A 20,241-nucleotide genomic window follows, 5' to 3' on the forward strand; every position below is an offset into this window, starting at 1 on the left:
GTAGGAAGGTTGGAAATGTGGTATGATTGAGAACAGGACATAAGAGAAAACAGGAACTGAATAGAGTGTGAGTAAAGAAGAAATCTTTGAATATGTGCAACAGCAATATGGAACACTCCCAGAATATCTATGGAGCAAATGACATTTTGGAAGAATACAGAAAGTGTGAGTAAGGAAATTATGGAATTGTTGAAAACAATCAGAGGAGACATTACAAAAATTACAGATGTTCAGGCAATCGTAAATGCTGCGAATAATTCACTTCTTGGTGGCGGAGGTGTGGATGGAGCAATTCACAGAGCAGCAGGACCAGAACTTTTGGAAGAATGCAGAACATTACATGGATGTGAGACAGGGAAGGCAAAAATTACAAAAGCATATAAGCTCCCTTGTGAGTATGTTATCCATACAGTAGGACCAATATGGAATGGTGGGAATCAAAATGAAAAAGAATTACTTGCAAGCTGTTATTTATCTTCTATGCAGCTGGCACTGGAACACAAAATCAGAAAAATCGCATTTCCGTCAATTTCTACAGGAGTGTATTCATTTCCGGTTGGACTTGCAGCAAAAATTGCAGTAAATACAGTTGCTGGATTTTTGAAGGAACATCCAGATGATTTTGATCTGGTGGAGTGGGTTTTGTTTGATGAACATACGGAATTGGTTTATGCGATAGAAGTAAATGCGCATAATAAAGGAATATAGAAGATGAGAATATTGATGTTAGGAAACAGTTTTACAACGGCAAATCATATGCCGGACATGTTGGCTGAGTTGACCGGTGCAGAGATTGTGCAACATACCCGTGGAGGGGAACGATTGGCAGATCAGTTAAATCCGAAAACAAAGATGGGAAAGCGTACACAGGAAGCTTTGCAAAATGAAAAATGGGATTTTGTCATTTTACAGGAAATGAGCAATGGTCTAATTACATCAAAAGCCAGTTTCCTTGAAAATGCGGAAAAACTCTGTGAGAAGATCAGGGAGAATGGAGCAAAGCCAGTTTTTTATGCGACTTGGGCATATCAACGTGGAGAAAAGAAGTTGGAAACTTTTGGAATGGATTATGATGAGATGTATCAGAAACTGTATGAAGCTTATCACCTAGCAGCAGATAGAAACCATACTTTGATTGCAGATGTTGGAAAGAAATTTTATGAACTTTCAGATAAAGTAAATCTTTATGCGGATGATGGGTGCCATCCAAATGAAAAAGGTTCCCAGATAGCAGCAGAGATAATTGCAGAAGTCTTGATGAATTGAATAACGTGATATGAAAAAAGCAGCTTGATTATCGAGTTAGTTACTCTCGGTTCAAACTGCTTTTCTTTTGGGCTTTATCTCTCATACAGGAGTATTGTCATCATCAAGTTGGAAAATATCGGCTATCTGGGATTCTATTTTTATGAAATCGTGGTGCCACAGGCAAAAGAAACTGCTTTGTCCATGGCTGCGGATGGAATGAAAGCTGAAAAAATAGCCCACTATCTCAAAGTAAGTGTTGCGATGGTTCAGAACTGGATCGATGAAAGCATGAGTGTTGTACAATAATTTAATGATATAATGAAGAGAAGCTGCCAGGAGATAAGAAAAATCTCTTGGTGGTTTTTGGGAATTAAACCTATGATTTTTTTGTAAAATAGTTCTATAGAACTACTACTTGATTTGCAGATTCTGTATCTTTCAATTATCCATAGGTATACTAATTTTAGGGATTTTTTTAAAGTTTAAACTATCTTCATTTTGCGGCAAAAAATAAATTTCATCTTTCAATTACTACTGGGGATGTCGAAATGTGGTATTAACCGACATCCTCTTATGATATCATCCTGCATATCTAACTTCCATAAATTGTCTTTCGTTATCAGAAATTGGTGGATTTTCCAGCGCTTTAATCCAGTAGATTTCTCCATCGCATTCTAACTGAATATACATCTTTTCGTTTATGAGTGCGCATTTAATGATTTTTGTTAATGATCCGGTTTTCAGTGTCGTGTTCACCGCAGTAGCATCTGGTCTGGTATATGTCGGAAGATCACTGTTTACTGTGAAATATCGGCTGCTTCCGTCTGCGGAATATATTTCTTTATAGGAGCCATATCTGCTTGTCGGAACAAATTTTCCATTGACATATTTGTAGGTGAAATTAATTGCATTGATACCAAGAGAATAAGAAACGATGCTCTCTGTAATTACAATCTTATTTCCTTTTAAGTTGGTAACTTCGCCTATGCGATGGTTTCCGTATCCTGCCATAATCTCAGTGAAATCAAGGGCCTTTCTGAACTTTCCGTTTGTGTATTTTAATAATGCACATACAGGTCCGTCACCATTCTCGGCTGGTGCATAGAGATATAAAAACGGCTGTCCGTTTTTCAATGTATAAATATTTGCTATAACATTATAAAAACGTGTATTTTTTAATCTGTAAGCTGTTTTTCCATTAACCGATACAGTAAGTGACGAATATGCTTCATCGTCGGTTTGATTGGATGCTCTGATTCTGATTTTATCTTTCGTTCCATCACCGGTAACATCATATGCTGTGTATGTCCGATTTGCTTTTAATTGGACCCCATTTGCCGTTGCTTTTACGGGTATGGAGAAGATAATTGCAAAACCAATTGCCAGAAACATAGTAAACACAGAAATAAAATTGTTTCTTTTTCTCATAAAACATGACCCCTTTCGTGTAGGAATTGCTATAATTTTTATATTTTTATTGTATCATTGTATATGTGCAAACTGTATTTTTTACATTACAAAATCCTGAGATAATTTTATGAGAACCAATTCTCTTCTCGGTGCATCTAATTAGTGTAAAAGTAAAAAAGCAAACACGTGTAGTAATTCGGCTGGACAAAAGGAGAAGACAAAGTTATGACAAAAGATATATTTATTAAGGAGGTTCGGGATGCAGAAGCCATGCTGTATCATATATCAAAGTCCATTCTGAAGAATGACTCTGATTGTGGGGATGCTGTGCAGGAAACAATTCTTAAGGCATATGAGAAACTTCCCACCTTAAAGAAAGAAAAGTATTTTCGAACATGGATCACAAAGATATTGATCAATGAATGCAATGGGATTCTTCGGAAAAGAAAAAATGTTATTCCATATGAAGAATATATGGACAATATGAGGCTGACTGAGGAGGACAGATACAGTCATCTGTATATGGCGATTATGGAACTTCCGGAGGATCTGAGGATTTTGGTAACATTGTATTATTTAGAAGAATTCTCACAGAAAGAGATCAGTGAGGCTCTGGATATTCCGGAAGGAACGATTAAAAGCAGACTTTCCCGTGCAAGAGAGTTTTTGAAAGCACAGTTATCCGATGAAGAAGAGAAAAGACCGATGCCTGGGAAAAACAGCAAACCATCAAAGAGAATAACAGGAAAGGGGAAAATGTCATGTTAGAGAACAAATGGAATAATATAGCACCGGAAGTACCACAGGATTTTCATGAGAAATTTGAAGAGACACTGAGACATATTGAGCAGGCAGATGCAGTTAATAAAAAATACAAAAGAAAAAGAATCAGTGGCCGATTACTGATTGCAGCAGCAGTGATCTGTACAGGCATGGGAGTCACAGTGGCGGCAAAAGAATTCTTTAAATGGAATGACCATCTGTTAAAAAGACTTGAACCATCTGAGAAACAGCAGGAAACGATGCAGGAATCAACCTATATTCAGAATATAAACCAGTCTGTAACGCAGAACGGTGTGACTGTTACCCTGACAGATTCTATTCAGGATCAGGGATTCCTGTATGCATTTTTTGAAGTGGAAACAGACGACAATATTCCTATGACTGATCATACTTCTTTTGAGGAGATGGCACATTTTAAGATTGATGGAAAAGAAGTATATGCAGTGGACGATAACAGATTTGGAAGCTTCAACACTGGGGTAGGACAGGATATGTTACTGAAAACATATCAAAATTCTACACATCTTAAATATTTTAACGCCTGTATATCTTATGACGGTGATTATGATCTGAGTAATAAAACAGTAGAAATCACATTAAAGAATCTTACGGAGGAAGGAGATTATGATACGACTGTTATTACAGATGGAACATGGGACTTTAAATGGACCTTGGGTGCAGTAAAGCCTCCGACAACTCTGGAAGTGAACCGGAAATGTGATTTTGGAGGTTATGAAATCACAGTGAAAAAAATGGAAGTAACGCCCCTTTTATGGTCATTATATCTTGATTATGATGAAGCTATGAAGGTGTATGAAGATGAGAAAAACAAGTTTGAGTACACAGGTACAGATTATGGCATGGATCTTTATGCCAGAACCAGTATTGACCAGGTGCGCTATAAAGATGGAACGGTTTTAACACTTGATAGGACCATGGGAGGCATCGCTGGCGGTGGAGAAAAACAGGATAAGGAAAATGGTGTCATGATCATCAGAAACAGCTTCCCGCAACTGGTTGATGTAGATAACCTGCAGGCGGTACATTTTGGAAACATTGACCAGTGGCTTGAAGTGCGGGAATAATAGTTTTTTCGGTGATATAGAAAAATCCTCCCATAATTAGATAATGAGAAAATACAAAAAGAACCGATACAAGGTCTTTGCAAGACTGATATCGGTCCTTTTTGGCTAAGTCTGCCAACTGTAAAATTTTGTTTATATATTAACGCATCCTGTTCATGTACAGGAAACGGATTCTAGCGTATACTGAAATTATTGATTACAAGATCTACATAAACTGCAAATACAGGTTCCGGGTTATATCCGGAAGCCATATTCTGCACTTACCGGTAAAATCTGTAATAGTTGGCATAAAAGTTCATTACATATTCGATATAAGCTTTAAATCTTTTCATTGTCTGTTCCTCCTCTTCTTTACGGGACGGGGAACATGCACTGGGGCTTTTGAAAAACCAGCTCCGTTATACCAGGGAGGAAAATATTTCCTGTGTGGGAGGCGGCATTTATCCCAACATGCTGTGTGCACATCCACCGTTCCAGATCGATGGGAATTTTGGCTTTGCAGCTGCGGTTGCAGAGATGCTCATCCAGAGCAGGAAAGGGTACATCCTGTTACTTCCGGCACTTCCGGATGAATGGAAGGACGGAAAAGTCCAGGGAATGAAGGCACAGGGTGACATCACAGTTGATTTTGAATGGAGAGAGGGCAGGATACACAGGGTTCGCCTCTGTTCTTCCCATGAGCAGAAAGTAACGCTGGAATGTAATGGAATTTCGAAAACAGTATTTTTAAAACCTGATGGGACAGAGAATATGATTTTTGATTGATCTGTCCTGAGGGGCTGGAATCATTGGCAGCCGTATCATGTAAAAGCACATGGTACGGCTGTTTTTAGTACCTGGAATATTTTATAGCACCTTGACTGATAATCATGAAAAGCATGGAAGTGTTCAAACTAATCTTTTGGGGATTTTCTGAGATTGTTAAAAAAAATTGCAACTTTTTTGGGAGTTTGCACGTCTAATAAGTAGAAGCACATAAAGAAAAGCTTTTATACAATATTTCCTGATGACCGGTCTGATATAGGAGAAGGGAGACGACAATGAATGAGATTTTGATACGAAAAGCAAAGAAAGGCGATAAAGATGCTTTTTGTCGGCTTATAGATGAGAATGTACAGAGTATGTACAAGGTTGCAGCGGCATATCTGAAAAATGATGAAGATGTTGCGGATGCAATACAGGATACGATTCTTTCCTGCTATGAAAATTTGAAAAGTCTGAAACAGAACAGATATTTCAAAACATGGATGATCCGAATTCTGATCAATAAGTGCAAGGACATGATACAGAAGAAAAAGCTGGTTACTTATACGGATCAGATGCCGGAAACGCCTTTTCACGAAGAAAAATATGCAGCAATGGAATGGATCCAGGCTTTAGAGCCATTGGACAGTAAATACCGCTTGGTTGTTCTTCTATACTATATGGAAGGATTTGGTATCCGGGAAATCAGTGACATTCTGGATATGAAGGAAAGCACTGTAAAATCTCGTCTTTATCGTGGCAGAAAACAGATTGCAGAGATGTATGGATATAAGGTTAAGGAGGGACGTGCCTAATGATGACTTTAAATTATAATGAGAAAGACTTCCAGAAAAAACTTCAAAAGGACATAGAAATGCCGGAAATCGTGCATGAACATATTAATCAGGCATATCGTTTGATTGAAAATAACGCTGTTTTACAGAAAAAAGCATCAAAGGATCCATATCATTGGATGAAAAGTGGAGGCAGGATAGCAGGAGGGATGGCAGCGGTACTGGCAGTAGGATTTGTATTCTGTGCAATCAATCCGGTAATGGCAAAAAATATCCCGGTTGTAGGAGGACTCTTTGAAATTTTACAGGATAATGTGAGTTTCTTTGGTGACTTTTCAGATCATGCAACAACTTTGGAAGCTGTTGATGGAACGAAGACAGATAGCAGTGAAACAGACGGAGCCAAGACAGATCATGCCAATAATGATGCTATTTACACTAAGACAGCAGATGGGCTGACAATTACATGTTCTGAGGTATATGCAAACAGCCAGGCAATTTATGTGACTATGCAGTTTAAAAGTGATAAACCGTTCCCAGAGACAGAAACTGGGGCGGAAAGTGGAACACCAGTCATTGATCTGGATATGACAGGGGGTGTGGACTTTAATTCAGAGGCTAGCCCGGTAATTGACGGTCAAGTGGAAGGAAAATTTCTGGATGATAACACCTATGCATGTATTTTCCGTTATGATTTGGCTGAAGCCGCAAAAGATTATACGGAATATAATGAGAAATACAATGAAATGACACAGCAGGTAATGGATGAGATGGGAATAACTCAGGCGGACTTAGATGATCAGACGGATGAAGGTTATGCGCTGCTGGAAGAGTTTATCAATAAATTGTCTGAACGTGGTGGAGAATATCAGAAATACATTAAAGATATTGATATTCCAGATACCTTTAACCTGCATCTGGATATTACGAAGGTAAGAGGACTGGAAGCAAACTATCAGTGGTCAGAAGAGGATGAGAAAAAATATGGAAGGGATGCTGGCTACTACAAATATGAAGGTGACTGGAGCTTCGATATCCCGGTTACGGTAGATGATTCCCAGACAGAAGTATTGGAACTCAATGATACAAACGATGCAGGTATTGGACTTAAATCGGTGATTCGTACTCCATATGAATTGACGGTAAATGAACTTTATAAGGAAGGTTCCAACAGTGATTGCTTTATGGTAGCTCTTGATGCCAATGGAAACACACTTCCGTACAATGAGTCTACTGGAAACTGTAATAACTTCGCAATTCAGGACAGAGATATTTCTACGGTAGATATTTATTTTCTGGATTATGTCCAGTATATGGATGAGCTGAAAGGCCAGCAGAATTTTGATAATCCTACGAAAGAGGATGGACAAAAATGGAAGAAACTTCTGGAGGAGAATGCGAAGTACCATAAGACATTGCATTTTGACAATGACAATGCAAAAAACTAATTGATATAAAAGAAAGATGAATAAGATATGAGACAAAAAGAAGTGATGGGGCAATCAATAAGAACTTCAAAATCGGCAAGACCCGGAACAATTATTTATGTGCCGCTGGACAAGTCTGAATTCAGATCTACTGTATCTTCAGACAAAAAGAAAAACAAAATTATGAAAATAGTTGTAATGCTTATAGTGATGATTTTGGTTATGAGCTGCTGTGTGTATGCAGGTATATCTTATTATTACTCATATCACTTCTTTTTGGGTACGACCATCAATGGAATTGACAGTTCAAATAAGACAGCTTATGAAGTTGAGCAGGAGATTGCAGGGAAAAAGGATAACTATGTTATTCAGGTAAGTGCAAGGATGCAGGAACCTCAGACTATCACAGGGAAAGACATTGATTATCAATATGTATCCAGCGGGGAAATCCTTCGGTTGTTGAAGACTCAGAAACCATGGGAATGGATTAGAGGTTTTTTTGAAACGAAAAATTATATGGTTCAAGAAGAGACTGTTTTCAGTCGGGAAAAGCTGGAGGAACAGGTAAGTTCATTAAATTGTGCCCAAAAAGAGAATCAGATAGCACCGGAAAATGCATATGTAAGTTTTGCTAATTCAGAATTTACTATAGTGCCAGAGACAGAAGGTAGTGAATTAAATGCCAGGGAAGCTTATCAGATGATAAGCGGAGCAATTGATAATGAGGCGGCTGATGTAGATCTGGGAAGTAATCCAAAGGCATATAAGAAAGCAGATGTGACGAAAGAAAGTTCAGAACTTCAGAATATGGTAAATACATATAATAACCTGACAAAAGCAAATATCACATATACATTTGGAGATGAAACGGTAACACTTGACGGGAATACCATCAAAAACTGGCTGCAGTTTGACGAGAAAGGACAGCTGCTTCCGGATGATGGAGCCTTCAGGCAGCATGTAGTGGATTATGTGGCACAGCTTGCAGCAGATCATGATACAGTTGGCACTGAAAGACAATTTCAAACCACAAGCGGAAGGACTGTGTATGTATATGGCTCAGCCTATGGATGGAAGATTGATCAGGACAAGGAAGCAGCACAGTTCATGCAGGAAATTCAGTCAGGAACCCAGACAACCCGGGAACCGGTATATTCTATGAGAGCAAATGCACATGGGATCAATGATCTCGGAGATACATATATAGAGGTAGATCTTATAGAGCAGTATATGTGGTATTATCAGAATGGAAATATTATTTTTCAATCAGAAATCGTATCCGGACTGCCAGGTGATCCGGATAGAAAAACACCCCCTGGAATATTCACACTGGATTCAAAGAGCAGTCCGTCCGTGCTGCGAGGTGAAATGACAGCAAATGGAACCTATTCTTATGAACAGCCGGTAACGTACTGGATGCCATTCAATGGAGGAATTGGCTTTCATGATGCAGACTGGCAGCCGTACTTTGGTGGTGACAGATATCTTACAGGTGGTTCTCATGGATGCATCAATCTTCCCCCGGAAAATGCCGGGCAGCTTTATAGTCTTATTCAGTATGATGTCCCGATAATTTGTTTTTACTAATTCTATATTATTCTGCCAGACGGCTTTAATTAATATGTTTTCAATCCGCCGGATATTTGTTTTTGGAAAAGAAGACCTCATTTTTAAAGAATAAAAAAATACCTGTGATGTGGGCAAAACTTTTTCAGGATCTTTTAAAAGATTGTGACCGGGAGATATATTCAAATCCGCAATTTTATACATGGAAGAAAACAAAGTAATAGCAAGTCGAATGGCTGTGTATTAAAATTAGGTAATGTAATTGAAGAAAAGATATGATATCATATGGGTAACAAATTGAACTGTGTGTGGAGGTGATGGCTGTGAAGAAAAAAGTGACAATAGTGTTGGTCATTATTAGTATTGTTGCTATAAGTACAATGATTATGTTTTCAACATATAAGTCTTCAGAAGCCTGTCGAAAAGCAAATGCCGCGATACAGTGGGATTGTTCTGTAACCTGTGCGGAAGAGTCAACGCCTGATTCTTATGTAATTACATATTCTGATGCAAAAATTTTATCCAAAACAGGCGTGTTGACGGTTCAGAACAGAAACGATTTTGACGTTATTGTGCATCTGCTCTGCGAAGGAAAACAGGAACTCGTATCTGGCAGTATTCCTGCGGGTGGTTGCTATTCTTTTCTGAACGTTACAGATAAAGAATACACGGTAGGTATTCATGCTGATGTTGGTGAAAATACGGATATAAAAGTATTTGTATATGACGGAAAAGACACCGAATCATATACAAGATAATTGATAAGACGAAGAATATTGAAAAAAATATTCGCAGATATTTTGGGATATGAAGTTCAGGAATGGATAATGGATTTAGAAGCATTAGGAATTCACTCATATGATTTGGATGATCTGGCACAAACACAGAAAACATTCCACTGCCGATAAAAAAGACAGCTTTTCCCTATATCTACACGCCATAGGTATCGAAAACCTATGGCGTTTTTTATAAAATTTTTTTCTTGAAAGCAAATGGCTGTTTTTCAAGTCTAATAATTATAAGAAGAAAAGGAGGTACTTTATGGATGCTTTAATAACAGAGGCTAAAAATGGAGATAAAGAAGCATTTGTCAGATTAATCCGGATGAATAAGCAGAGCCTGTATAAGACTGCCTGGATTTATCTTCGGGATGAGCAGGACATTGCTGATGCCCTGCAAAATACAATCCTATCCTGCTATGAAAATATACAGAGACTGAGAGAACCGAAGTATTTTAAAACCTGGCTGATGCGGATCCTTATAAATGAGTGCAAGGACATTCTCCGCCAAAAGAACCATGCAGCAGAACTGGATGATTTTGCAGAAGGTGTACATTGTGAAGAACTGAATCTCTGTGAATGGAAACAATTGCTTTTATGCCTGGATGAAGAAAGTAGGAAAATCGTGGAACTCTATTATTTTGATGAGTTTTCAGTTAAGGAAATCAGTGCCCTTCTTGAAATGAACAGCAATACCGTATCAACCAAACTTTCCCGGGCAAGAGCAAAATTAAAAAAGGTGATCAGGAGGTGAGACTATATGAGGGAAATCAGAAGGATTTTAAAAGAAGAAACTGCAATACCGGAAAATATTGATAAAGCCATGGAAGATGTTCTGAGTGGAATTTTAAATTCCCCAGACGAGAAAACAACGGGGGCTTTAAGTAAAAAAACAGATGGAGAAAGAACGAAAAATTCAGGAAATAAGAAAAAAATAATTCGGATTCTTCTTCCGGTAGCTGCTATATTAGGAGTTAGTACTGGTGTACTTGCAACAAATATCGGACGACTGTATAAAGAACTTGAACAACAGGGTGTCGCTGAACAGGAGGCAGCTCAAATGGTTGTCACAGAACCTGAGTCAACTGCAGAAAATGTGGAAAATATTACTTCTTATCCAATAACTCCCGAGGTGGTCGATTGGAATCAGTCCATGCTGACTGTTAAAGAAGCGTATTTTGATGGCGGCGGTTTAAGTTTTGTGGGAGAACCTTCCAATGAGGCAAAGAATTATATGGTCACTTGCCGTGATCATGCAACGGTGAATGGAAAAGATGCACTGGCTTCTTTAAATAAAATAGAAGGAGAAGATCTTTATTATGGGCATATTACTTTGTATGATGACGCTTTGATTGAGAAAATATTAAAAGAAGATTCTGAAGTAGAACTTTCCATGACTATTCAGGCATATCCTGTTTATGACGGTAAAATTTATTATACCTGGAAAGACACTGAAGCTTACGAAAAGATTTTTAAAATTGGTTCTTTTACAGATTCAGAAGGAAGGGCTTCTTATGCACTTCCTGCGGAGGACGTTTACAGAGGATATACGCCTCAGACTCTTACGTTAACCCTTCCATTAAAGGATGAAGTAAGGGATATCATTGAAAAATATAGAAAAGAAGGGAAGTTGCAGGCTGCTGACACCGGAGTAGAACCATCTTCGAGTGAGAGTACGCAGAACACAACAGATTTGGAAAGTTCGCCAAATACTACGAGTGTAAATGAAAAATATGATCCGGAGAAAACAATGTTACAGGTAAAGGAAAACCATGTAACAGCTTCTCTGCCAGGGAAATCAGGAACCCTTACAATAGAAGCTGATATTACCGGAAATACTGATGACGTTTCAAAGGGAGTTCTGAAAAAATGCAATATATCAGAGAAAGACATCTGCTCCTGGTTTGGCGGGAAAGATGGATGGGAAAAATCTGTAACAGATGAAACGGTCTGGGAAAATAAAGAAAAAGGACTGCAGTTATTTATTTCGGATGGGATGATAGAGTGTGATGGATTAAGTGAAAAAGATCTGGGATTTTTAGGCGAGAATACGGAAGATGAGAAATTAAATATTATAAATCAACTGTTTTCCAAAGCTGATTTATCTGGAACTTCTGTAAGAAAACCAATTAGCGACATGACGGAAGGATATGATTATTACGACACAGAAGTTCTGTTGAATGGAATACCGGCAGGTGGACTTTCTCAGTATCATTATCAGGGAAGCACAGGATTTGGTCTCAAGCCTGAAGACTGCTATTTCAAAATACCAATCCCGCTTCAGGTGAAAGAGAAAGAAACAGTTACTATGCTTCCCATGGAAGAAATTATGAAATCGGTGGAACAATATGTAAAAGAAGGAAAAATCGGATTTTTTACGGAAGAGGACACGACGGAGAAAACAGAACCAATCACGATTCCAGTTACGAAAATCCGCCTGAAATATTATATTGATGAAACGGCAGATGGAATTGTTTACAGACCTGTATGGAGTTTTTGCTGTCCCTACCAATGGAAGGATTCACCAGAAGAACAGGAATTGTTTTATATAGACGGAGAAACCGGGGCTTTGATTCGGGACGCATTTGGATGGTAGACATGAAAAACAAATTTTATGGGGAACATGACCATGGATGATGCTATAGCTTCTAAGGCAAAGCTTTCGTCATAGGCCTTGCATCTGCTTGAAGATAGTTAAGAATAGTTAAGGTACAGTTAAATGAACAGGTAAGAATTAAATGTTATTGTATAAGTACATTCTAAGAGATAACTCTTAGAAAATAATACATGAGGAGAAAAGTAAAGGAGCATTTATGAAAATAAAATGTACATTCCATATTGCAATAGCATTCATTCTTATTCAGCTTACGGATGAATTTAGTATAGCATTTGCATATGGGATATGTGAGAAGAATCCATATGTGAGAATTCTATATGTGACATTTGCGATTTTGAGCCTGCTGACCATGATATATTTATATACGAAGTATATTATAAGAATTCAAATGCAGGATTTGTTTTTAGGAATGCCGCTTCCGAAAAAAAAGTGGTGTATAACAGCGGTATTAATGCCAGTATTAATATGCCTTTTTTATATATTTTTTACAAAGGGAACATTTGAAAAAGGAAACCTTACATATAAAGAAATCATAGATGTAGTTACAATTTCTATTTTATCATCAGGTATTAAAGCGGCAGTAACAGAAGAAATTGTCTTTCGTGGTATGATTTTAAGACTGCTTCAGAATACTTTTGGAAAGAAATGTGCAGTGTTTGTTTCAAGTTTTTTATTCGCTGTTTATCATTTTGATGGGATTGATACTTCTGATATAAAAAAAGTAATTATGATGATTATTTCTGTTGAAATTGCAGGAATTGCATTGGCACTTGTTACAGAGCAGACAGGTTCTATATGGTCTTCGGTTATGATTCATTGTCTGTATAATATTCTATCAGGAGAAAGCCAGATTTTTCATATTGATGTGGCACAGAACTTTCCTGCAATATGGATGTATACTGTAAACAGTAAAAATATGTTGCTTACAGGAATTAATGGTTCGGTAGGGTTTACAGCTTCAATTCCAACAATGGCAGGATTTACCGGGATCATATTAATGGTGATTTATGATGAAAAAAAGAAAAAAACATATGGGAAAAAGTTGTAGTAAAATTATTCTTCTGATTTTAATTCTGGCAGCATGGATAGTTGTGACAGTAAGAGCAAAAAAAACTGAAGAGGGTATTATATTGACAGACGCTTACAAAAAACAGATAATGGAAAGTGCAGAGTGGAAGAAGATATTTTTACATACAGAAAATTATCCGGATATTCTTTTAGAGGATTTAAAAAGAAATCCGGAAATGCTGGAATTTGTCGAAGGATACAATGATGTACATAAGAAGTCTTCTGAAGGACTTACATTTGAGGAACGGAAGAAAAAAGTTCCTTTATTTATTCAATGGGATAAAAGATGGGGATATGAACCTTATGGAACAAGTGATATAGGAATTTCCGGATGTGGTCCGACGTGCATGGCAATGGTAATATACAGTTTAACCAGAAATACAGAGGCAACACCACCTGTGCTTGCGCAAAAATCCATGAACGAGGGATATTATGTAGAGGGTATTGGAACATCTTGGAAATTCATGAGAGAAGCTGCTTTGGATTACGGTGTAATTGCTTCGCAATTTGATATGCTGGGAGAACAGGAAATGGCCGACAGACTTAAAGATGGAAATCTGATAATCTGTGCTATGGGTCCCGGAGATTTTACAAATTCAGGGCATTTTATTGTTATTTATGATTATTCCAGAAAGAAATTTTCTGTAAACGATCCATTCAGCTATACAAACAGTTCAAAAAAATGGGAATATACCACCCTGATTTCTCAATGTCAGCAAATATGGGTATATGCAGCTTAAGCAATTCCATAAAATACTGCAAACAACCCAGTCCATCATAGCGTGAAGTCCTGCGTCAGATATCTTTGCCGTGCGTCAGCACGCCTGCAGGTATCTTCCTTGTCCTTCGCACTCTGCTGAACTGTCTTGATTGCATTATTTTATGGAATTGCTATAGAAGACGAAAGGATGAAAATGGATAATCATATTTTGGTTGTAGAAGATGATGCAGCAATTAGAGAAGGAGTGAGGATACTTCTTGAAGGTGAGGGATATATTGTTCAGGAAGCAGAGGATGGATATCAGTGTTTGAAAAAAGTATCAGATGATATTGACCTTGTTATTCTTGATATTATGATGCCGGGAATATCCGGGATAAAAACTTGTGAAGAAATTCGAAAAATCTCACATGTTCCAGTGTTGTTTCTGACAGCCAAAAGTCAGGAATCTGATAAATTACTCGGACTTATGGCAGGAGGTGATGACTATCTCGTGAAACCATTTTCGTATGCGGAACTTCTTGCCCGGGTTAAAGCGTTACTACGAAGATATCATGTATATAGTCAGACATTACAAGGTGAGAAGACAAAAGAACATTGGATTGAATATGGAAAAGTAAAAGTGAATACTCAATGTAATGAGGTATTCCGCAATGAAAAGGAAATCAGTCTCAGAGAAATGGAATACAGAATCTTATTGCTTATGATGGAAAACCCGAAAAAAGTATTCTCGGTAAAAAATCTTTATGAGAGTTTGTGGGAGGAGCCGTTCTTATATTCATCTGGAAATACTGTTATGGTGCATATCCGAAGATTACGAATGAAAATCGAAGATGATCCACAAAAACCAAAGATGATTCAAACCGTATGGGGAAAGGGATATCGCCTTGGATAAAATTTGCGGAAATAGTTTGACAGGCAAGATAATTTGCTATCTTATGCAGGGGTTATTAGCAGGTTTATTAGTGTTAAGCGTGACATATTTCGGGGGAAAGGGGTTACTGCAACGCTTTTTCTTTCGTACAGGATATGTTTATGCTGAAGAGACAGAACGTGCAGAAGAACTTCAGGAATATGTCACACAAAATAAGTTGAGTGCATCTGATTATAAAATGTTGAAAAAATGGGGTACAGAACGAAATATTGATGACTTCACGATTTCAAGGGGAAAATGGCTGTTGTTTGATATTTCCTACAACGGTAAAATTATGTATGGCAGCAGAGAAATACCAAATCTGACATGGAGAATGTACCACAGAATTTCATTTAAGGATGGAGCGGCAGATGTATATATATATGAAGGAACAGCGGATAAATATTTTAACATATTGATGGTCTTTTCTGTTGTACTTGGAGTCGCGGCGTGTATTGGAATTGTTGTATCCGGAATGTATGAGAATGTAAAATATATACAATGCCTTATGAAAGAGGTAAGTATAATCAGCAGAGGAAATTTGCAGGGGAATGTAACTGTTCAGGGAACAGATGAAATTGCACAGTTAGCCAGTGGACTGGAACATATGAGACAAACATTGGTGAAAAAAGAGCAGATAGAGTATGACCTGAAGAGTGCACAGGAGAAGCTGGTGTTAGGAATGTCACATGATCTGCGTACTCCTCTGACTGGTTTGATGGCATATCTTGAGATTCTAAAAAAGCAGCAAAAAGAAGGTGCGGTTACTCAGGAATATATAAATAAAGCCTTTGATCGTGTACTTCAGATCAGAGATTTGTCGGAGCAGATGTTTGAATATTTTTTTGTAAATTCACGACACCATATAGAACTGGAACCTGCAGAAGATATTATGTGTGCTTTTGGAGATTATCTTTCTGAACTGTGTGCTTTACTGGAATATGAAGGATTTAAAGTAAATACAGATCGGTTGGAGTGGAGACAGATATCTGTATGTATAAATACAGATTTTATCGGCAGAATTATGAATAATATTATTTCTAATATTGAAAAATATGGAAAACATGAAAATGAGGTATGTATACAGCTTTGTTATGGGAATGAAGAAGTAGGAATCAGTATTCAAAATAGTATTACCAGATTTGATTCTGAACATCAAAAAACAGGGATTGGGTTGCAGAATATTTCTATTATGATGGAGCAGATGGATGGGCGAATGGAAGTTAACGCAGACGATTTAACTTATTGTATAATTTTGTATTTTCCGGAGAAAAAAGAGTATCATAAAATTTCAAAAGTATAGAGAAATCTGTTGGCATAGATGCCTGTTCAGGCAGACAATCATAAACAAGGTATCCGCAGAGTAGAAAATTATTTACACGCCATAGGCATTGGAAAAAACCTATGGCGCTTTTTATGCTCATTTCTGAAGGAGTACTGGAAATAAAACTGGCACAAGTAAAAATGAAGATGGAGTTTCAGAGTAAAAGTGATGGAGCACCACTCTGAGTGAAATTTACATAATATGATTCACTTGAAAAATCACCTGTTCTTTGTAAAAATATAAAATTTTGTGCATGTTTTGTATTATATCTTTTATGTAAATTCAGTATAAACAGAGTTATTATAATGACGTAAAATCCAAAAAAATCAGAGAAAATTGTTGAGGTACATAGCATGAAATCTAAATACATGGCAGTAATACCGTTTTTGTTTGCTTTTGGGGTATTACTGATATCAGGATGTTCAATTACAACACAGAAAAGAACATCTTCACAGGAAAATATATCAGAGATAATCATTGGAAGTGACGATTTTCCACCTTTCAATTATTCCGATGAAAATGGAGAGCCGGCAGGGATTGATGTTGACATTGCAAATGAATCTCTGGGACGCCTTGGTTATAAGCCGGTATTTACAAAGATCGTATGGGATGATAAAGATAAAAATCTGGAAAATAAGGAGATAGACTGTTTATGGGGGTGCTTTTCCATGGATGGCCGGGAGAATGATTATAAGTGGGCAGGTCCATATATGGTGAGCCGGCAGATCGTTGCAGTCAATGAAAACAGTAATATACAGAAGCTTAGTGATCTGTCGGGAAAAGTAATCGCAGTACAGGCTTCCACAAAGCCTGAGGATATCTTTCTTAACAGGATGAATCCTGCTATTCCATTGGTAAAAGATGTGTATAGCTTAGAAAACCGAAAACTGCTTTTTACCTCTCTTGGAAAAGGTTATGTTGATGCCATAGCAGCTCATGAAACCTCCGTACAATAGTATATAAAAGATTACGGGGCAAAGATAAGAATCCTGGACGAAGCTATCCTGACTACAGGAATTGGAGTAGCTTTTCCTGAAAACACGGATAGTGGACTTCCGGAAAAACTCACAGAAATCTTTAAAGAAATGAGAAAAGATGGAAGTGAAGAGAAAATTCTAAAAAAATATCTTCCCGAAACCAGTGGATATCTGGAGGTGGACAAAATTGAAAATAACTAAACTGTCCAGACGGCAGACTCAAATCATCATTATTACTATAGGACTGCTTCTGTTTCTGATAACTATAGTTTATTCTGTAAAAACCGATATAAAAGCAGTTGCCAGGCAAATGGACGAGACTCTGAAATATGTGAAAGAACAATGTTATATTTATAACAGATATAATGAAGCATCCCAAACAAAAGGTTTAATGCGTGCAATTGAAAATGCTCAGCAGGTTAATCGTAATCTGACGTATACAAAGGATGAAGTTACGAAGGATAAGCTGAAAACATATGCAGAGGAGCAGAAACTTACCGGAATTATTATACTTGATGTAAACGGAAAGGTAAAATGTGAATACAGTACAGACAATCTTAATTCCCGGGCTTTACAGAATGAGATTCAAAAGAAAACAGTACTTGATGTAGTTGCTTATCCCCGAAAAACATATGCTGCAAGTATCGTTCTTGAGGATGGATCACAGGTGGATCTGGCTGCATATGGACGTTCTGACGAAAAAGGCATAATTATTACTTTTTATCATACAACGGCTGAGTATGCCAGAAACTATAATCTTACGATCCAGAGCCTTTTTAGTGGCTATGATACATATTCCAGCGGAATGATTGTTGTAACAGATGGAAAAAATGTGGTTGCTTCAAACGACGAAAATCTGATTGGACTGAGCTCTGAAGGTATTAATATTATCCAACAGGTAAAACAGAAACCAGCTAACAAACTGGTCCGTGTTTCAGACAGAAAATGTAGATATATTGGCAGAATGACTAAGGGGCGTGATTATTATGTTTATATGTTTATAGATGAGCAAATGGCGTTTGCTTCTGTTTTTAAAAACCTGTTGGTCGTGTTACTGTTGTATATCTTTGTGGTTGCTTCCGTATTTGCCTTCCGCAGGAGATCAAATGCGCAATTGTTGAAGATTCAGATGATGCAGGAAGAAGCCTATAAGCAGAAACTTTTGCAAGAAGCTCAGAGGGCTGACATGGCAAATAATGCAAAAACAGAATTTCTGCAGCGAATGAGTCATGATATCCGAACTCCTATTAACGGAATCCGTGGCATGATCGAGGTAGCTGATTATTATAAAGATGATTAAAAAAAGCAAGATGAGTGCCGCAGGAAAATATGGGATGAGACTATTTCCGGATCTGGTCCGTGTGGCTGCCGGCATCCATTTCGGAAGTGGACCATTTCCTGCACCAATGCATGCATTTTTTTATTCCAGGTACGGTTTGGTTCGTTCTCTATGCTGGCTTTCAGATACCGCAGTACATGGGCAAGGCATTCCTGATGATCTGCTCCATAATTATAAAAGGTAATATCATGGTCATGGACAAGGATCCCCTGATAGTCTTCTGTAACCGTACCCTTTACTCCTTCGTGTCCCTTTTTCTCGCGGGCAAAGTACAGGGCTTTTCCGTCCGGTGTTGCACAGACATATGCCTGGCAGCTCTTTCCGTTTTCCCTGGCATTTGTACAATCTGTATGCATAACAGGGGAAAGCAGCATATCTGCATAGGCAGACCTGCGTTCAGGTTCAGTTTTTAAAGCAAACTCCCGGTTTAGTCTGCTTATCATGCCTTTGGAAATATTCAGTTTTCCACCCGTCAGGTCGGACAGAAATGCCCTGTTCTTCTTCCAGTCTGGATGCCGTTTCATAAAACTGATGTCTGAAAACGGCTGCTTTATCCAGTGCATCATCTCTTTGTTTTTCTGCATTCAGTGCACGGATCTCCATTTTTCGGAGTTCCTGCGCGGACCTTTTTTGTGCCTTTTCAAACTCCCGGAGCATATCCTCCAGTACCTGAAACCAGTAATTGCGCACACGGATCGTTTCTTTGTACGCATCTGCAAGTTCTTTTTTCAGCTTCTCAATCTTATGTTCATAAACGTTGTACTCTTTCTGATGAAGTTCTTCTAACTGGATATATCTTTCACCAGATTCCAGTTCTTTGTTTCTGCGTTGTGCAGCTTTCAGCCGACACATGAGAGTGATATGATCATAAGTATCAGGCATACGTTTTCCTCCGGTACAGTCATGCTAAACACTGCCGACGATATCTGTGATCTTTGAGATATGATCCTCGAGATATTCGATCAGCTCTTTCTGTTTCTGGATGAATTCCTCCTGGATCTCGATCTGCCTGAGATAGCTGTCAAGAAGTTCATCACGTTTTTTTAGTTCCTGTATAAAATCAATCTCCATAAAAACAACCTCTCTTTCTTGAAAAAAGTATAGCAGAAATGCAGGAAAAAAGCGAATTTCCGGAAATGACCCATTGGGCAATCTGACTGTGGATAAATCTCCATTATAAGATTGGAAATGAGTAGATATAAGGCCTCTGTCTGAAAGAATGGATAGGATTCGGTGTATAACTTTTGTGAAAAAGAACAGCAGAAAAAACTATAAATACAGTTTTTCCTGCTGAAGATAATTATCCACAAAATAGAGAAAATAATTTCGTCACTTTTTACAATGACTTATACATACCTTTGAACAGTAACAAACTAAAAGCGAAATCTCTGATGAGAATGGAAACAGCTATACAGAAATAGACTGATATGATATAATAAAATCGTTCCT

21 protein-coding genes and 1 pseudogene are annotated in these 20,241 nt (G+C 37.8%); 18 read left to right on the plus strand and 4 right to left on the minus strand.

What is annotated here, in order from left to right; genetic code table 11:
- The first annotated feature begins 180 nt into the window (after positions 1–180).
- From AC075J_RS04855 to AC075J_RS04865, 3 genes are read left to right on the plus strand one after another with little or no spacing between them, the layout of a single operon-like run.
- Complete coding sequence (locus tag AC075J_RS04855) at positions 181–708, plus strand: O-acetyl-ADP-ribose deacetylase (protein WP_055054004.1); 528 nt, start codon at positions 181–183, stop codon at positions 706–708.
- 3 nt (positions 709–711) lie between these two features.
- Positions 712–1,266: an SGNH/GDSL hydrolase family protein gene (locus tag AC075J_RS04860; RefSeq protein ID WP_161275909.1), complete on the plus strand. Its 555-nt coding sequence runs from the start codon at positions 712–714 to the stop codon at positions 1,264–1,266.
- Between the two features lie 24 nt (positions 1,267–1,290).
- On the plus strand, positions 1,291–1,554 hold the full coding sequence (locus tag AC075J_RS04865) for a hypothetical protein (RefSeq protein WP_476390088.1): 264 nt from the start codon (positions 1,291–1,293) through the stop codon (positions 1,552–1,554).
- A 273-nt stretch (positions 1,555–1,827) separates the two neighbouring features.
- On the opposite strand, the gene AC075J_RS04870 is transcribed toward AC075J_RS04865, so the two are convergent.
- Positions 1,828–2,676, minus strand: coding sequence for a hypothetical protein (locus tag AC075J_RS04870; RefSeq protein WP_055200764.1), 849 nt, complete (start codon positions 2,674–2,676; stop codon positions 1,828–1,830).
- Positions 2,677–2,883: 207 nt separating this feature from the next.
- On the opposite strand from AC075J_RS04870, the gene AC075J_RS04875 reads away from it, so the two are divergent.
- From AC075J_RS04875 to AC075J_RS04945, 15 genes are all read left to right on the plus strand, one after another.
- Positions 2,884–3,426: an RNA polymerase sigma factor gene (locus AC075J_RS04875; RefSeq protein WP_055059636.1), complete on the plus strand. Its 543-nt coding sequence runs from the start codon at positions 2,884–2,886 to the stop codon at positions 3,424–3,426.
- Positions 3,420–4,526 (plus strand): DUF4179 domain-containing protein, encoded by a 1,107-nt coding sequence (locus AC075J_RS04880; protein ID WP_476390089.1) that lies wholly within the window; start codon positions 3,420–3,422, stop codon positions 4,524–4,526. The genes AC075J_RS04875 and AC075J_RS04880 overlap by 7 nt, the downstream gene beginning before the upstream one ends.
- 381 nt (positions 4,527–4,907) lie before the next feature.
- The gene (locus AC075J_RS04885; RefSeq protein ID WP_118409236.1) at positions 4,908–5,291 is read left to right on the plus strand and encodes a glycoside hydrolase family 95-like protein; all 384 of its coding nucleotides are present in this window, start codon (positions 4,908–4,910) and stop codon (positions 5,289–5,291) included.
- Positions 5,292–5,566: 275 nt separating this feature from the next.
- The gene (locus AC075J_RS04890) at positions 5,567–6,085 is read left to right on the plus strand and encodes an RNA polymerase sigma factor (RefSeq protein WP_008703676.1); all 519 of its coding nucleotides are present in this window, start codon (positions 5,567–5,569) and stop codon (positions 6,083–6,085) included.
- Entirely contained in the window at positions 6,085–7,512 is a 1,428-nt protein-coding gene (locus AC075J_RS04895) for a DUF4179 domain-containing protein (protein ID WP_118592848.1), read from the plus strand. Before AC075J_RS04890 ends, AC075J_RS04895 begins: the two co-directional genes overlap by 1 nt.
- Before the next feature lie 27 nt (positions 7,513–7,539).
- On the plus strand, positions 7,540–9,078 hold the full coding sequence (locus AC075J_RS04900) for a L,D-transpeptidase family protein (RefSeq protein WP_118592847.1): 1,539 nt from the start codon (positions 7,540–7,542) through the stop codon (positions 9,076–9,078).
- A 296-nt stretch (positions 9,079–9,374) separates the two neighbouring features.
- On the plus strand, positions 9,375–9,815 hold the full coding sequence (locus tag AC075J_RS04905) for a hypothetical protein (RefSeq protein WP_055059632.1): 441 nt from the start codon (positions 9,375–9,377) through the stop codon (positions 9,813–9,815).
- A gap of 283 nt (positions 9,816–10,098) precedes the next feature.
- Complete coding sequence (locus tag AC075J_RS04910) at positions 10,099–10,590, plus strand: sigma-70 family RNA polymerase sigma factor (protein ID WP_025577142.1); 492 nt, start codon at positions 10,099–10,101, stop codon at positions 10,588–10,590.
- Between the two features lie 6 nt (positions 10,591–10,596).
- Positions 10,597–12,432, plus strand: coding sequence for a hypothetical protein (locus tag AC075J_RS04915; RefSeq protein ID WP_476390090.1), 1,836 nt, complete (start codon positions 10,597–10,599; stop codon positions 12,430–12,432).
- 217 nt (positions 12,433–12,649) lie between these two features.
- Entirely contained in the window at positions 12,650–13,501 is an 852-nt protein-coding gene (locus AC075J_RS04920) for a CPBP family intramembrane glutamic endopeptidase (RefSeq protein ID WP_020994004.1), read from the plus strand.
- Positions 13,485–14,261, plus strand: coding sequence for a C39 family peptidase (locus tag AC075J_RS04925; RefSeq protein WP_476390091.1), 777 nt, complete (start codon positions 13,485–13,487; stop codon positions 14,259–14,261). The genes AC075J_RS04920 and AC075J_RS04925 overlap by 17 nt, the downstream gene beginning before the upstream one ends.
- 168 nt (positions 14,262–14,429) lie before the next feature.
- Positions 14,430–15,134 carry a response regulator transcription factor gene (locus AC075J_RS04930; protein WP_008703658.1) on the plus strand — a complete coding sequence of 235 codons (705 nt, stop codon included), beginning with the start codon at positions 14,430–14,432 and terminating at the stop codon, positions 15,132–15,134.
- A 70-nt stretch (positions 15,135–15,204) separates the two neighbouring features.
- Positions 15,205–16,455, plus strand: a complete 1,251-nt coding sequence (locus tag AC075J_RS04935) for a HAMP domain-containing sensor histidine kinase (protein ID WP_287642594.1) — start codon at positions 15,205–15,207, stop codon at positions 16,453–16,455.
- A gap of 374 nt (positions 16,456–16,829) precedes the next feature.
- Positions 16,830–17,432 carry a transporter substrate-binding domain-containing protein gene (locus AC075J_RS04940; RefSeq protein WP_476390092.1) on the plus strand — a complete coding sequence of 201 codons (603 nt, stop codon included), beginning with the start codon at positions 16,830–16,832 and terminating at the stop codon, positions 17,430–17,432.
- A gap of 208 nt (positions 17,433–17,640) precedes the next feature.
- A complete protein-coding gene (locus tag AC075J_RS04945; protein WP_476390093.1) occupies positions 17,641–18,753 on the plus strand; it encodes a sensor histidine kinase in 1,113 nt (370 codons plus the stop codon).
- Positions 18,754–18,788: 35 nt separating this feature from the next.
- Here the strand turns inward: AC075J_RS04945 and AC075J_RS04950 are convergent.
- The 3 genes and pseudogenes from AC075J_RS04950 to AC075J_RS04960 form a co-directional block, all read right to left on the minus strand.
- A pseudogene (locus tag AC075J_RS04950) lies at positions 18,789–19,292 on the minus strand (IS66 family transposase); the annotation flags it as partial.
- The gene (locus AC075J_RS04955; RefSeq protein ID WP_118339092.1) at positions 19,195–19,674 is read right to left on the minus strand and encodes a hypothetical protein; all 480 of its coding nucleotides are present in this window, start codon (positions 19,672–19,674) and stop codon (positions 19,195–19,197) included. The pseudogene AC075J_RS04950 and the gene AC075J_RS04955, both read right to left, overlap by 98 nt.
- Positions 19,675–19,698: 24 nt before the next feature.
- A complete protein-coding gene (locus AC075J_RS04960) occupies positions 19,699–19,863 on the minus strand; it encodes a hypothetical protein (RefSeq protein ID WP_182465366.1) in 165 nt (54 codons plus the stop codon).
- Between the last annotated feature and the right edge of the window lie 378 nt (positions 19,864–20,241).

Source organism: Blautia sp. ZXY-1-C6 (assembly GCF_056339875.1).

Coding starts and splice junctions, on each gene's coding strand:
- AC075J_RS04900 (WP_118592847.1), top strand. CDS start 7,540: ATGAGACAAAAAGAAGTGATGGGGCAATCAATAAGAACTTCAAAATCG.
- AC075J_RS04915 (WP_476390090.1), top strand. CDS start 10,597: ATGAGGGAAATCAGAAGGATTTTAAAAGAAGAAACTGCAATACCGGAA.
- AC075J_RS04925 (WP_476390091.1), top strand. CDS start 13,485: ATGGGAAAAAGTTGTAGTAAAATTATTCTTCTGATTTTAATTCTGGCA.
- AC075J_RS04880 (WP_476390089.1), top strand. CDS start 3,420: ATGTTAGAGAACAAATGGAATAATATAGCACCGGAAGTACCACAGGAT.
- AC075J_RS04940 (WP_476390092.1), top strand. CDS start 16,830: ATGAAATCTAAATACATGGCAGTAATACCGTTTTTGTTTGCTTTTGGG.
- AC075J_RS04910 (WP_025577142.1), top strand. CDS start 10,099: ATGGATGCTTTAATAACAGAGGCTAAAAATGGAGATAAAGAAGCATTT.
- AC075J_RS04930 (WP_008703658.1), top strand. CDS start 14,430: ATGAAAATGGATAATCATATTTTGGTTGTAGAAGATGATGCAGCAATT.
- AC075J_RS04855 (WP_055054004.1), top strand. CDS start 181: ATGGAATTGTTGAAAACAATCAGAGGAGACATTACAAAAATTACAGAT.
- AC075J_RS04895 (WP_118592848.1), top strand. CDS start 6,085: ATGATGACTTTAAATTATAATGAGAAAGACTTCCAGAAAAAACTTCAA.
- AC075J_RS04955 (WP_118339092.1), bottom strand. CDS start 19,674: ATGCCTGATACTTATGATCATATCACTCTCATGTGTCGGCTGAAAGCT.
- AC075J_RS04890 (WP_008703676.1), top strand. CDS start 5,567: ATGAATGAGATTTTGATACGAAAAGCAAAGAAAGGCGATAAAGATGCT.
- AC075J_RS04875 (WP_055059636.1), top strand. CDS start 2,884: ATGACAAAAGATATATTTATTAAGGAGGTTCGGGATGCAGAAGCCATG.
- AC075J_RS04920 (WP_020994004.1), top strand. CDS start 12,650: ATGAAAATAAAATGTACATTCCATATTGCAATAGCATTCATTCTTATT.
- AC075J_RS04870 (WP_055200764.1), bottom strand. CDS start 2,676: ATGAGAAAAAGAAACAATTTTATTTCTGTGTTTACTATGTTTCTGGCA.
- AC075J_RS04960 (WP_182465366.1), bottom strand. CDS start 19,863: ATGGAGATTGATTTTATACAGGAACTAAAAAAACGTGATGAACTTCTT.
- AC075J_RS04905 (WP_055059632.1), top strand. CDS start 9,375: ATGGCTGTGAAGAAAAAAGTGACAATAGTGTTGGTCATTATTAGTATT.
- AC075J_RS04860 (WP_161275909.1), top strand. CDS start 712: ATGAGAATATTGATGTTAGGAAACAGTTTTACAACGGCAAATCATATG.